13 protein-coding genes and 1 tRNA gene are annotated in these 12,141 nt (G+C 63.5%); 8 read left to right on the top strand and 6 right to left on the bottom strand.

Going from position 1 to position 12,141, the window contains the following annotated elements:
• Positions 1 to 49 precede the first annotated feature (49 nt).
• From QCE73_RS01430 to hisC, 5 genes are all read left to right on the top strand, one after another.
• Positions 50 to 126, top strand: a tRNA-Gln gene (locus tag QCE73_RS01430).
• A gap of 50 nt (positions 127 to 176) precedes the next feature.
• Positions 177 to 1,130: a ribose-phosphate pyrophosphokinase gene (locus QCE73_RS01425; RefSeq protein WP_035497580.1), complete on the top strand. Its 954-nt coding sequence runs from the start codon at positions 177 to 179 to the stop codon at positions 1,128 to 1,130.
• Between the two features lie 151 nt (positions 1,131 to 1,281).
• Complete coding sequence (locus QCE73_RS01420; protein ID WP_035497579.1) at positions 1,282 to 1,902, top strand: 50S ribosomal protein L25/general stress protein Ctc; 621 nt, start codon at positions 1,282 to 1,284, stop codon at positions 1,900 to 1,902.
• A 105-nt stretch (positions 1,903 to 2,007) separates the two neighbouring features.
• Complete coding sequence (pth, locus tag QCE73_RS01415) at positions 2,008 to 2,610, top strand: aminoacyl-tRNA hydrolase (protein WP_035497577.1); 603 nt, start codon at positions 2,008 to 2,010, stop codon at positions 2,608 to 2,610.
• A 13-nt stretch (positions 2,611 to 2,623) separates the two neighbouring features.
• Positions 2,624 to 3,691: a histidinol-phosphate transaminase gene (gene hisC, locus QCE73_RS01410; RefSeq protein ID WP_309879493.1), complete on the top strand. Its 1,068-nt coding sequence runs from the start codon at positions 2,624 to 2,626 to the stop codon at positions 3,689 to 3,691.
• A 12-nt stretch (positions 3,692 to 3,703) separates the two neighbouring features.
• Here the strand turns inward: hisC and QCE73_RS01405 are convergent, their stop codons facing one another.
• From QCE73_RS01405 to rsmD, 3 genes are all read right to left on the bottom strand, one after another.
• Positions 3,704 to 3,961 (bottom strand): YfhL family 4Fe-4S dicluster ferredoxin, encoded by a 258-nt coding sequence (locus QCE73_RS01405; RefSeq protein WP_035497576.1) that lies wholly within the window; start codon positions 3,959 to 3,961, stop codon positions 3,704 to 3,706.
• An 84-nt stretch (positions 3,962 to 4,045) separates the two neighbouring features.
• Complete coding sequence (gene coaD / locus QCE73_RS01400) at positions 4,046 to 4,552, bottom strand: pantetheine-phosphate adenylyltransferase (protein ID WP_035497575.1); 507 nt, start codon at positions 4,550 to 4,552, stop codon at positions 4,046 to 4,048.
• A gap of 99 nt (positions 4,553 to 4,651) precedes the next feature.
• Positions 4,652 to 5,278 carry a 16S rRNA (guanine(966)-N(2))-methyltransferase RsmD gene (gene rsmD / locus QCE73_RS01395; RefSeq protein ID WP_309879492.1) on the bottom strand — a complete coding sequence of 209 codons (627 nt, stop codon included), beginning with the start codon at positions 5,276 to 5,278 and terminating at the stop codon, positions 4,652 to 4,654.
• A 230-nt stretch (positions 5,279 to 5,508) separates the two neighbouring features.
• Between rsmD and ftsY the strand changes: the two genes are divergently transcribed.
• Positions 5,509 to 6,741, top strand: coding sequence for a signal recognition particle-docking protein FtsY (gene ftsY / locus QCE73_RS01390; protein ID WP_309879491.1), 1,233 nt, complete (start codon positions 5,509 to 5,511; stop codon positions 6,739 to 6,741).
• Positions 6,742 to 6,774: 33 nt separating this feature from the next.
• Here the strand turns inward: ftsY and QCE73_RS01385 are convergent, their stop codons facing one another.
• From QCE73_RS01385 to QCE73_RS01375, 3 genes are read right to left on the bottom strand one after another with little or no spacing between them, the layout of a single operon-like run.
• Positions 6,775 to 7,407 carry a LysE/ArgO family amino acid transporter gene (locus tag QCE73_RS01385; protein WP_309879490.1) on the bottom strand — a complete coding sequence of 211 codons (633 nt, stop codon included), beginning with the start codon at positions 7,405 to 7,407 and terminating at the stop codon, positions 6,775 to 6,777.
• Positions 7,404 to 8,048, bottom strand: coding sequence for a maleylacetoacetate isomerase (gene maiA, locus QCE73_RS01380; RefSeq protein WP_309879489.1), 645 nt, complete (start codon positions 8,046 to 8,048; stop codon positions 7,404 to 7,406). Before maiA ends, QCE73_RS01385 begins: the two co-directional genes overlap by 4 nt.
• Positions 8,045 to 8,743 (bottom strand): fumarylacetoacetate hydrolase family protein, encoded by a 699-nt coding sequence (locus QCE73_RS01375; protein ID WP_309879488.1) that lies wholly within the window; start codon positions 8,741 to 8,743, stop codon positions 8,045 to 8,047. The genes maiA and QCE73_RS01375 overlap by 4 nt, the downstream gene beginning before the upstream one ends.
• 328 nt (positions 8,744 to 9,071) lie before the next feature.
• On the opposite strand from QCE73_RS01375, the gene ybiB reads away from it, so the two are divergent.
• Both ybiB and leuA read left to right on the top strand, forming a co-directional pair.
• Entirely contained in the window at positions 9,072 to 10,064 is a 993-nt protein-coding gene (ybiB, locus tag QCE73_RS01370; protein WP_309879487.1) for a DNA-binding protein YbiB, read from the top strand.
• Between the two features lie 414 nt (positions 10,065 to 10,478).
• On the top strand, positions 10,479 to 12,131 hold the full coding sequence (gene leuA / locus QCE73_RS01365) for a 2-isopropylmalate synthase (protein ID WP_309879486.1): 1,653 nt from the start codon (positions 10,479 to 10,481) through the stop codon (positions 12,129 to 12,131).
• Positions 12,132 to 12,141 lie beyond the last annotated feature (10 nt).

Here is a 12,141-nt window from a genome sequence, read left to right as displayed (position 1 = left end):
GTTTTGTCGGGCATGTCCTACACTTCCCGGCAAGACTCAAAGTTAGTGTAGGGGAGTCGCCAAGTTGGTCAAGGCACCGGATTTTGATTCCGGCATGCGAGGGTTCGAGTCCTTCCTCCCCTGCCATTCTTTTTCTCGCGTTTTTCCTCTCGCCTCCAGCCGCAGACAGGTGCACGATGAGCAGTGACGGCCTGATGGTTTTTACTGGCAACGCAAATCCCGCGCTTGCTCAGGAAGTCGTCAAAATCCTTGGAATTCCTCTCGGTAAAGCGATGGTCAGCCGTTTCTCGGACGGCGAGATCATGGTCGAGATTCAGGAAAACGTTCGGGGCAAAGACGTATTCGTTCTGCAGTCCACCTGCGCTCCCACGAACGACAACCTGATGGAACTGATGATCATGGTCGATGCGCTCAAGCGCGCATCCGCTGGCCGGATCACCGCAGCCATCCCCTACTTCGGCTATGCGCGCCAGGACCGCCGTCCGCGTTCCGCGCGAGTGGCCATCTCGGCGAAGGTCGTCGCGAACATGCTGGAAATTGCCGGCGTCGATCGCGTGATCACCATGGACCTTCACGCCGACCAGATTCAAGGCTTCTTCGACATCCCCGTCGACAACATCTACGCTACGCCCGTCCTGCTTGGCGATCTGCGCAAGCAGAATCATGATCATCTGCTGGTCGTGTCGCCGGACGTCGGCGGCGTGGTGCGCGCGCGTGCGCTCGCCAAGCAGTTGAACACCGACCTCGCGATCATCGACAAGCGTCGTCCGAAAGCAAACGTCGCCGAAGTGATGAACATCATCGGTGAAGTGGAAGGACGCACCTGCGTGATCATGGACGACATGGTCGATACCGCCGGCACGCTGTGCAAGGCCGCGCAAGTGCTGAAAGACCGCGGCGCGAAGCAGGTGTTCGCGTATGCCACGCACCCGGTGCTGTCGGGCGGCGCGGGCGAACGCATCGCGGCGTCGCAGCTGGACGAGCTGGTCGTCACGGACACCATTCCGCTGTCGTCCGAATCGCTCGCGTGCCCGAAGATCCGTCTGCTGTCGAGCGCGGGTCTGCTCGCCGAGACATTCTCCAGAATCCGGCGCGGCGACTCGGTGATGTCGCTCTTCGCCGAAGGCTAAACAGAATTGAGCAAGGAACGCGAGGCGCATGCTTCGCGTTTTTGCATGATCGGCGCGAACGAACGAAGGTTCGCGTCGCTTGTTTTGGGATCACACATTTTCGATGATCCCGGTTTCCCTGCCTGGTCGCGGGCAGATATAGGAGTGAAACATGAAAGTCGTCGCTTTCGAGCGTAGCAAGCAAGGTACGGGTGCGAGCCGCCGCCTGCGTAACTCGGGCAAGACCCCGGGTATCGTGTACGGTGGTGAAACGGACGTTCAACTGGTCGAACTCGACCACAACGCCCTGTGGCACGCCCTGAAGAAAGAAGTTTTCCACTCGTCGATTCTCGATCTGGAAGTGGCCGGCAAGTCGCAACAGGTTCTGCTGCGCGACGTGCAATACCACCCGTTCAAGCAGCTCGTGCTGCACGTGGACTTCCAGCGCGTCGACGCGAAGAAGAAGCTGCACACCAAGGTGCCGCTGCACTTCATGAACCAGGAAACCAACCCGGCCGTGAAGCTGGCGGGCGCGGTGATCTCGCACGTCGTGACGGAATTGGAAGTGGAATGCCTGCCGGCAGACCTGCCTGAGTTCCTGGAAATCGATCTGGCGAAGATCGAAGCCGGTCAGACGATGCACGCGAAGGACATCCCGTTGCCGAAGGGCGTGAGCCTGACGGTTTCCGTCGAAGCGGAAAACCCGGTGGTGGCCTCGGCTACCGTTCCGGCCGCTGTCGTGTCGGAAGGGGCTGGCGAAGCTGCTGAAGGCGAAAAGCCGGCGGCCGAGTAAGCACGCGGAATACCGCTATCCTCTCGATCCGTTCGCAAGAACGGTCGACGTGACCCGCCGGCGCGCAAGCCCCGGCGGGTTTTTTTTCGTTCTACAAGATTCGACATGATCAAGCTGATCGTCGGCCTGGGCAATCCGGGCGCCGAATACACCGCGACGCGGCATAACGCGGGCTTCTGGTTCGTCGACCAGTTCGCACGCGATGCCGGCGCGACGCTGCGCGACGAGCGCCGCTTTCACGGTTTCTACGGCAAGGGGCGTCTGCACGGCCACGAAGTGCATCTGCTCGAACCGCAGACCTTCATGAACCGCTCGGGACAATCGGTGGTCGCGCTCGCGCAGTTCTTCAAGATTCTCCCGGACGAGATTCTCGTCGCGCACGATGAACTCGATCTGCCGCCCGGCACCGTCAAGATGAAACTCGGCGGCGGCAGCGGCGGACATAACGGACTGAAGGATATTTCCGCGCACCTTTCGTCGCAGCAATACTGGCGATTGCGCATCGGGATCGGGCATCCGCGCGATCTCATTCCCGAAGGCGCGCGCGCAGGCGCGAAGCCCGATGTCGCGAACTTCGTGCTCAAGCCGCCGCGCCGCGAGGAACAGGATGTGATCGATCAGTCGATCGAGCGCGCGCTCGCCGTGATGCCCTTCGTCGTCGCGGGCGAAACCGAGCGTGCGATGATGAACCTGCACCGCAACTCTTGATTTGGAGCCGACCTTGAGCCGTTTCTGGAGCGATATCGTCCATCGTCTGACGCCTTATGTGCCGGGCGAGCAACCCGCGCTGGCACATCCCGTCAAGCTCAACACGAACGAGAACCCGTATCCGCCGTCGCCGCGTGTCGTCGAAGCGATTCGGCGCGAGCTCGGCGAAGATGGCGCGTCGCTGCGCAAATATCCCGATCCGACCGCCCGTGCGTTGCGCGAAACGGTCGCGAAGCATCACGGTGTGCGTATCGAGCAGGTGTTCGCCGGCAACGGTTCCGACGAAGTGCTCGCGCATGCGTTCCAGGCGCTGCTGAAGCACGACAAGCCGATTTCTTTCCCCGACATCACCTACAGCTTCTATCCGGTCTACGCGCAGCTTTACGGCGTCGCCTACGAGACCGTGCCTTTGAATGCGGATTTCGCAATCGATGTCGATGATTACCGTGCGCCGAGCGGCGGCGTGCTGCTACCGAATCCGAATGCGCCGACAGGCCGCGCGCTGCCGCTTTCGGAAATCGAAATCCTGCTGAAAGCGAATCCGGACGCGCCTGTGATCATCGATGAAGCGTATGTCGATTTCGGCGCGGAATCGGCCGTGAATCTGATCGACGCGTATCCGAACCTGCTCGTCGTGCAGACGACTTCGAAAGCGCGTTCGCTGGCGGGTATGCGCGTAGGTTTCGCGTTCGGCGATCCGGCGCTCATCGAAGCGCTCACGCGCGTGAAGGACAGCTTCAACTCGTATCCGCTCGATCGCCTCGCGCAGGTCGCGGCGATTGCATCGTACGAGGATCAGGCGTGGTTCGAAGAAGGCTGCGCGAAGGTCGTCGCAAGCCGCGAGAAACTGACCGCGCAACTGCAGGCGCTCGGCTTCGACGTGGTGCCGTCCGCCGCCAACTTCGTGTTCGCGAAGCATCCCGCGCACGATGCCGCGGCACTCGCCGCCGCGCTCAAATCGAAAGAGATTTTCGTGCGCCACTTCAAGCTGCCGCGCATCGATCAGCATCTGCGCATCTCGATCGGCACGCCCGCCGAATGCGATGCGCTCGTCGCCGCCCTGACCGGGCTGATCGGATAAGACGCGAAGGGCTTACTGGCCCTTCGCCGCCATCAGCGCGTGGTACTTGGTCATCAACTGCTCAGGCGTCTCGACGTGCGCGGGGTCGCGCGGAATGCATTCCACGGGACACACTTGCTGGCACTGCGGTTCGTCGAAATGGCCGACGCATTCCGTGCATTTGTTCGGGTCGATCACGTAAATGTCGGGACCCATCGAAATGGCGTCGTTCGGGCACTCGGGCTCGCAAACGTCGCAGTTGATGCACTCGTCGGTAATGATCAAAGACATGCTTCACTCTCTTGCGCCGGTTTCGAGTCCGGCATGACGCCCGCGCGCGACGTTCAATGACGACGAAGCGCACGGGCCCGGCGCTCAGGGCGCCGCGGGGTCCTTCTGCGACAGAATACCGACTTTGTCGATCAGCCGCTTTTCCACCGACGGGAACACGAACTTGCTCACGTCGCCGCCGAGCTGCGCGATCTCGCGCACGATGGTGCCGGAGATGAATTGATACTGATCCGATGGCGTCATGAACATCGTCTCGACGTCGGGCAGCAGATAGCGGTTCATCCCGGCCATCTGGAACTCGTATTCGAAATCGGACACGGCGCGCAGTCCGCGCACGATCACGCGCGCGTTGTTCTTGCGGACGAAATCCTTCAGTAGCCCGGTGAAACTGCTCACCTGCACGTTCGGATAATGCCCGAGCACGTCGTGCGCGATATCCAGCCGCTCCTGCAGCGAGAAAAACGGCTTCTTTGCCTGGCTGTGCGCGACGCCCACGACGAGCTGATCAAAAATGCTCGATGCGCGCCGGACGATGTCTTCATGCCCACGAGTGAGCGGGTCGAACGTACCCGGATACACGGCGACAACCATGAGCTTCTCCTCTTCTATTTACATTGGGCCGCGTGGCTGCGACGACCAACTCTCCCTCATTCCCCGCGAGATTGGCTGTACCAAAATCGGGAACGCGCATTATTCCTCATTTTCGCGACGCAGCAAATGATAGCGGACCGCGCCCGCCTTGCCTTCACGCACGACGCTCCAGCCGGCGAGTGCATCGATGCCTGTCAGGTCGAGCGCATCGCCGCATTCGACGTAAATCGCCCCGTCGGGCGCGACGAGCGGCGCCGCCAGTTCCAGCGCGCGCAGGAGCAACGCCTGATCGCCGAACGGCGGGTCGAGAAAGATCACGTCGAACGAGCCACGCGCGAGGCTCGCGACGAGCCGCAGCGCATCCGCTTCCGCAACCTCGATGTTGCGCGCGCCGAGCTTCGCCTGATTCGCCCTGATCTGCGCGGCTGCCTTCCCGCTCCTTTCGACCATCACCACACGCGCCGCGCCGCGCGACGCCGCCTCGAAACCGAGCGCGCCGCTGCCCGCGAACATGTCGAGACAACGCTGGCCGCTCAGATCCTGTCCCAGCCAGTTGAAGAGCGTCTCGCGCACGCGATCCGGCGTGGGCCTAAGGCCATCGAGATCGAGCACGGGCAGCGGCGTGCGTTTCCACTCTCCGCCGATGATGCGGATCGTGTGCGGTTTGCCTCCGCGCGACGGCGTATGGCTCGGCAAGGTGGATCGGGTAGCGGACGTGCGGGGCATAAACAGATTGTTGGAGTGAAGCGCGCCGGGCATTTTTGCCTGAAGATCAGCCGGCCCGGGCGATGAAGGCAACGTTACCACACGCGCACGCCATGCCGGGAGCCGCACGGGCGCGGACGGCGGCGCCTGATAAAATATGCGGCTACTATCCCATCGCGCGGGCCTCGCGCGGAGCGACTCGAACGCGCGCAAGAGGCCATCGGTTCACGCGCGCATCATCGTCAAAATCCATGTTCAGCTTCTTCAAGAAATTCAAAAAGCCGGCTGACGCGCCGCCCGACGCTCCTCAGGACGATTTCGTCGAGGCGGCCGAGGACGAAGAAATCTCCGACGCCGAACTCGAACGGCAGGCGCTTGGCGTCGTCGATACGCCGTCGGAAGAAGCGCAACCGGAAGCGCCCCCGAAACCCGCTGCGCCTGTCGCGCCCACACCGCCCGTCGAGCCTCGGACGGAAGAATCGAAGGAATACTGGCAAGGCCGCACCCAGTCGCAATGGGCGCGCGGGCCGGAAACGGATCAGGCGAACGAGGAAATCGTGCCGCCGCCCGAGGCCGATCCGGCCGCGAAAAAATCGTGGATCTCGCGTCTGCGTCACGGTCTCTCCAAGACGAGCTCCAATCTGACCGGGATTTTCGTCAGCGCGAAGATCGACGAAGACCTGTACGAAGAACTCGAAACCGCGCTGCTGATGTCCGATGCCGGCGTCGATGCAACCGAGTTTCTGCTCGAATCGCTGCGTGAGAAGGTGCGCGCGGAGCGTCTGACCGACGCGTCGCAAGTGAAGGCCGCGCTGCGCGAATTGCTGGTCGACCTGCTGCGTCCGCTCGAAAAATCGTTGATGCTCGGACGTGCGCAGCCACTCGTGATGATGATCGCGGGCGTGAACGGCGTCGGCAAGACGACCAGCATCGGGAAGCTCGCGAAGCATCTGCAGCGCTTCAATCAGTCGGTGCTGCTCGCCGCTGGCGATACGTTCCGCGCCGCCGCGCGCGAACAACTGACGGTCTGGGGCGAGCGCAACAACGTGACGGTGATCGCGCAGGAAAGCGGCGACGCCGCCGCCGTGATCTACGACGCCGTCGGCGCGGCGCGTGCACGCAAGATCGACGTGATGATGGCCGACACCGCCGGCCGTCTGCCGACGCAACTTCATCTGATGGAGGAACTGCGCAAGGTGCGCCGCGTGATCGCCAAAGCAATGCCCGATGCGCCGCACGAAGTGCTGCTCGTGATCGACGCGAACACGGGCCAAAACGCGCTCGCGCAGGTCAAGGCATTCGACGATGCTTTGGGTCTGACCGGCCTCGTCGTGACCAAGCTCGATGGCACCGCGAAAGGCGGCATTCTCGCCGCGATCGCGCGTCAGCGGCCCGTTCCGGTGTATTTCATCGGCGTGGGCGAGAAAGTCGAGGATTTGCAGCCGTTCAGTGCGGAGGAGTTCGCGGACGCGTTGCTCGGTTGAACCTGAAAAGGGCGTCCAGTCGGACGCCTTTTTTTATCGCGCGAGTATCAGCGAGGCCGCGATCCACCACATCACGCAGCCGACGATCACATCGAGCACGCGCCACGACACGTCCTTCTCGAACCACGGCTCCAAAAGACGCGCCCCGTAACCGAGCGCCGTGAACCAGATGACCGACGCGCACATCGCGCCCGCCGCGAACCACGCATTGCCCGGCCAGCCGCGCTGCGCGCCGATGCCGCCGAGCAACACCACGGTATCGAGATAGACGTGCGGATTGAGCAGCGACAGCGCGAGCACGGTGGACGCCGCGCCGATCGCCGTCTGCGAATCGCTGTCCGATGCGTTCAGATGCCCCGGCCCGCGCCACGCCGCGAGAAACGCGCGCACGCCATACAGAAACACGAAGATCGCGCCTGCCCAGCGAATCACGTCGAGCAGAACAGGCGCACGCGCGATGAGCGCGCCCATTCCGCCGACGCCGAGCGCGATCAACAGCACGTCGATGAACGCGCAGATCGACACGACGATGCCCACGTGGCGGCGCTTCAATCCCTGCCGCAACACGAACGCGTTCTGCGCCCCGATCGCGACGATCAGGCTCGCTCCCAGACCCGCACCCGACAGATAACCCGACAGCGCTCCGGCAGAATCCGCCGCCGTCATTCGGCGTCCGGCTGCTGCGCCGGAGCGGCCCGTGCGAAGGCGTCGAGCGTGCAGGCGTGATCGGCGATGCGCGCGATCGTCGGATACGGACTCACGTCGATGCCGAAGCGCCGCGCGTTGAATACCTGCGGCACGATGCACAAATCGGCGACGGTCGGCGTGTCGCCGAAAGTCAGCGCGCCCACGCGCTTGTCGGCGGCGAGCCGCTTTTCGAGCGACTCGAAGCCGATCTCGACCCAATGCCGATACCACGCGTCCTTCGCCTCGTCCGGCACCTTGACCTGATGCTTCAGATACTTCAGCACGCGCAGATTGTCGAGCGGATGGATTTCACATGCGACCTGCATCGCGACGGAGCGCACGAACGCGCGATCGGACGGGCTCTTCGGCAGAAGCGCGGGCTCGGGATGCGTCTCTTCGAGATACTCGATGATCGCGAGGGACTGCGTGAGCACGTCGTCGCCATCGACGAGAGCGGGCACGATGCCGTCCGGATTCACCGCGCGATACTCGGGCTTGAGCTGCTGCCCGCCGTCGCGCAGCAAATGCACGCCGACGTAGTCGTAGTCGAGCCCTTTCAGATTCAGCGCGATGCGCACGCGATACGCCGCCGAGCTGCGGAAATAGCTGTAAAGCTTCATACGACGCGCACCGAAAATTCACCGATGCCGTCGACGCCGCCCTTCAGCAGATCGCCCTTCACGACCGCGCCGACGCCTTCGGGCGTGCCGGTGAAAATGAGATCGCCGGGAAAGAGCTCGAAGAGCGTCGACAGATACGCGACGGTTTCACCCACCGACCAGATCAGTTGCGAGATGTCCGAACGCTGCTTTTCCTCGCCGTTGACGGTCAGCCAGATCGCGCTCTTTTCCAGATGCCCGACCTTCGACACCGGATGAATCGGGCCGATCGGCGCCGAGCGGTCGAAGCCTTTCGCCGTGTCCCACGGACGGCCGAGCTTCTTCGCTTCGGCTTGCAGATCGCGGCGCGTCATGTCGAGGCCGAGCGCGTAGCCGTAGATGTAGTCGAGCCCGTTATCGGCGGGAATGTCCTTGCCCTGCTTGCCGATCGCGGCCACGAGCTCCATTTCGAAGTGCAGATTCTTCGTCTGCGACGGATACGGGAATTCGCCCGTCGAACCCGGCGCGACGTACAGCACGGCATCCGCGGGCTTGCTGAAGAAAAACGGCGGCTCGCGGTCCGGATCGTGGCCCATTTCGCGCGCGTGGGCTTCGTAGTTGCGGCCGACGCAGTAGATGCGGCGCACCGGAAACTGCTCATTCGAACCATCGACGGGCACCGCTGCGGCCGGTGCCGGAGGAAACACGTAACTCATCCCGCTCTCCTGTTGCTGTTTTGATGTGCAGATTCATGGACGAATGCGCCAGCGCGGACGGCCGGCGAGAAAAGGGAGTGTAACGTGCGCGCGCAAATCGTGGCGAAGCTTGTCGGGCGCGGCTTTGCGAGCTTTCGGCAAGCCATCGCCGGGTCGGCGGGCGCGGCGTTATTCGTAAGCATCGGAGGAAATACGGGCGAAACGCTCGCTCGGTGCAGCTTGCCAGCGCTCGTCAAATACGGTACTCAATAAGCTTCCTGCACCTTAAAACGCGCGACGGCATCGCTCACAGTACGGAATTGAGCACCCGATCCGCCACAACTATCCGATGACCGACTCCGCTCCCCCCGCTTTCAACTGCGCGCGCTATATCAAGGAAATCGGCCGCGGGCCGAACGGCGCGCGCGCGCTCTCGCACGAGGACACCTACGCGCTCTACGAAGCGATCCTCGAAGATCGCGTCTCCGAACTCGAACTGGGCGCGGTGCTGCTCGCCTATCGCGTCAAGGGCGAAACCGCCGCCGAGCTCGCTGCCATGCTTTCCGCCGCGCATCGCTCTTTCGAGCCGCTGCATGTTCAGGATGGCCGCGAGCACGCGCGGCCCGTGTCGATTCCGAGCTACAACGGCGCGCGCAAGACGCCGAATCTCGTGCCGCTGCTGTCGCTCTTGCTCGCGCGCGAAGGCGTGCCGGTGCTGGTGCACGGCGTCACCGACGATCCAGGCCGCGTGACGAGCGCCGAGATTTTCGCCGAGCTGGGTATCGCGCACGCGGCTTCGCACGATGAAATCGAGGACAGCCTCGCGTCGCGCCGACTCGCGTTCGCGCCGATCGCCGTGCTCGCGCCGAAGCTCGCCCGGCTGCTGGCGCTAAGACGCCGCATGGGCGTGCGCAATTCGACGCACACGCTTGTGAAGATCCTTCAGCCGTTCGCCGATCCGGGCCTGAGGCTCGTCAACTACACGCATCCGGAGTATCGCGAGAGTCTCACGGGACTCTTCACCGAGCATCCCGATGCGGCGGCGGGCGGCGCACTGCTCGCGCGCGGCACCGAAGGCGAAGCCGTCGCGGACACGCGCCGCCAGGTGCAGGTCGACTGGTTCCACGACGGCCACGTCGAAACGCTGATCTCGCCGGAGCACTCGCAGCCGCACGCGCCCCATATCGAACTGCCCGAAACGCTCGACGCCGCGACCACTGCGCGATGGATCGAATGCGTGCTGCGCGGCGACGTGCCGGTGCCCCCCGCGGTCGTGCGGCAGGTCGAAGTGATCGTCGAAGTGGTGCGCAAACCTGTCGTCGATCAGTCAAATCCCATTTGACACGGTATTCAACGCTGGTTTAAAGTCGTCGCATGAGCTTTACCCAGCCTTCCTCCCTCCGAATTATCCCGGGCCGCCTAGCGCGGCCCCTATCGCTACGTCTAGCGTAAGTCGCCAGACGTAGCGCCGTGCGTCGCAAGGCGCCCGGTCCTGCCAGCAGTCTCTGTAGTTCCCTTTCTTACCACCTGTAGTCGTCAGCTTTTCGTTCGCGCATCCCGCGAAACGGAAACGCGAGGGTCAAATGCACGTTGCTCCGCGCACGTTCACGTTGGTCACAGGCGTCACCATCGCTGGTGATTCCACGACACGCGCGCGCCGCACCGCCTCACGTGCATCCCGCCACGCCCGGCCAGCCGCCGGACACGGCCTCTCTCGCAGACGCTACGCAAACCGTCCGAAGAGAGATCGACGATCATGATGCCGAACCCCGCCGAGAAATACCGCCCGTTTCCGCAAGTCCGTCTGAATGGCCGCCGCTGGCCGAACCGCACGATCGAGAAGGCGCCGATTTGGATGAGCACCGATCTGCGCGACGGCAACCAGTCGCTCATCGAGCCGATGAGCATCGCCGCGAAGCTCGAGTTCTTCGAGATGCTGGTGAAAATCGGGTTCAAGGAAATCGAGGTGGGATTCCCGTCGGCATCGCAGACCGATTTCGACTTCGTGCGCAAGTTGATCGACGAAAAGCGCATCCCGGACGACGTGACCATCGAAGTGCTCGTGCAGTCGCGCCGCGAACTGATCGAGCGCACGTTCGAAGCGGTCGCGGGCGCGAGCAAGGTGATCGTGCACCTCTATAACGCGATCGCGCCGTCGTTCCGCAAGATCGTTTTCAATCAGTCGAAGGAAGAAGTGAAGGCGCTCGCCGTCGAAGGCACGCGCCTCATCAAGGAATGCGCGGCGGCACGGCCTGAAACGCACTGGACCTATCAGTACTCGCCCGAGACTTTCAGCATGACGGAGCTCTCGTTCGCGCGGGAAGTCTGCGACGCCGTCGCGCAAATGTGGCGTCCGACGCCCGATCACAAGATGATCGTGAATCTGCCCGCGACGGTCGAAGCCGCGATGCCCAACGTGTTCGCCGATCAGGTCGAGTGGATGGACCGCAACATGGGCTATCGCGACAGCATCGTGCTGTCGGTGCATCCGCATAACGATCGCGGAACGGCGGTAGCCGCGGCGGAAATGGCGGTGCTCGCGGGCGCGGACCGCATCGAAGGATGTCTCTTCGGCAACGGCGAGCGCACCGGCAATGTCGATCTCGTCACGCTCGCGATGAATCTCTATACGCAAGGCATCGATCCGGGGCTCGATTTCTCCGACATCGACGCCGTGCGCCGCGTCGTCGAGCGCTGCAACCAGATTCCGGTGCATCCGCGTCATCCGTATGCGGGCGACCTCGTGTTCACGGCGTTTTCGGGTTCGCATCAGGACGCGATCCGCAAAGGCTTCGCGCAGCGCGTGCCGGGCACGGCGTGGGAAGTGCCCTATTTGCCGATCGATCCCGCCGATCTCGGCCGCAGCTACGATGCCGTGATCCGCGTGAACAGCCAGTCCGGCAAGGGCGGCTCCACGTTCCTGCTGGAACGCGGCTTAGGCTTCACGCCGCCGCGCCGCGTGCAGATCGAGTTTAGCCACGCCGTGCAACGGATCACCGATGCATCCGGCGCGGAAATCGGCGGCGACGCCATTTGCGAACTCTTCAAGCGCGAGTATTTCGACGCGGGCGGGCCGGTTTCGCGCGTGGACGTATCGACGCTGTCGGTATTCGGGAAGCGCGTCGCGGTGGCGCCGCCAGCCGGCACGACGAGCGGCGACGCTTACGCGCAGACGGTCGCCGCGGCGCTCGGCGTGGACGCAATCGTGAACTGGTTCGAAACAGCGGTGACGGCGGGCGGCGATACGGCGGCGTTCGTCGGCTGCCGCGTCGGCGACGGGCAGACGCGCTTCGGCGTCGCTGTCCATGCGAATCCGGCGCTCGCTGTCGCCGATGCGGTCGTGAGCGCGGTGAACCGCTCCGGGCGCGTCGTGGACGACGTGCGGCAGGACGAAGCGGTCGAAGCCTGACGAACCGCGC

The organism is Caballeronia sp. LZ029, assembly GCF_031451275.1.
In the GTDB taxonomy this organism is placed as follows: domain Bacteria; phylum Pseudomonadota; class Gammaproteobacteria; order Burkholderiales; family Burkholderiaceae; genus Caballeronia; species Caballeronia jiangsuensis.
Note: the sequence above shows the minus strand (reverse complement) of the source record. Positions and strands in the feature narration are given on the sequence as shown.

Coding starts and splice junctions, on each gene's coding strand:
- ybiB (WP_309879487.1), top strand. CDS start 9,072: ATGACCGACTCCGCTCCCCCCGCTTTCAACTGCGCGCGCTATATCAAG.
- pth (WP_035497577.1), top strand. CDS start 2,008: ATGATCAAGCTGATCGTCGGCCTGGGCAATCCGGGCGCCGAATACACC.
- ftsY (WP_309879491.1), top strand. CDS start 5,509: ATGTTCAGCTTCTTCAAGAAATTCAAAAAGCCGGCTGACGCGCCGCCC.
- QCE73_RS01385 (WP_309879490.1), bottom strand. CDS start 7,407: ATGACGGCGGCGGATTCTGCCGGAGCGCTGTCGGGTTATCTGTCGGGT.
- QCE73_RS01375 (WP_309879488.1), bottom strand. CDS start 8,743: ATGAGTTACGTGTTTCCTCCGGCACCGGCCGCAGCGGTGCCCGTCGAT.
- coaD (WP_035497575.1), bottom strand. CDS start 4,552: ATGGTTGTCGCCGTGTATCCGGGTACGTTCGACCCGCTCACTCGTGGG.
- QCE73_RS01420 (WP_035497579.1), top strand. CDS start 1,282: ATGAAAGTCGTCGCTTTCGAGCGTAGCAAGCAAGGTACGGGTGCGAGC.
- maiA (WP_309879489.1), bottom strand. CDS start 8,048: ATGAAGCTTTACAGCTATTTCCGCAGCTCGGCGGCGTATCGCGTGCGC.
- leuA (WP_309879486.1), top strand. CDS start 10,479: ATGATGCCGAACCCCGCCGAGAAATACCGCCCGTTTCCGCAAGTCCGT.
- QCE73_RS01405 (WP_035497576.1), bottom strand. CDS start 3,961: ATGTCTTTGATCATTACCGACGAGTGCATCAACTGCGACGTTTGCGAG.
- QCE73_RS01425 (WP_035497580.1), top strand. CDS start 177: ATGAGCAGTGACGGCCTGATGGTTTTTACTGGCAACGCAAATCCCGCG.
- rsmD (WP_309879492.1), bottom strand. CDS start 5,278: ATGCCCCGCACGTCCGCTACCCGATCCACCTTGCCGAGCCATACGCCG.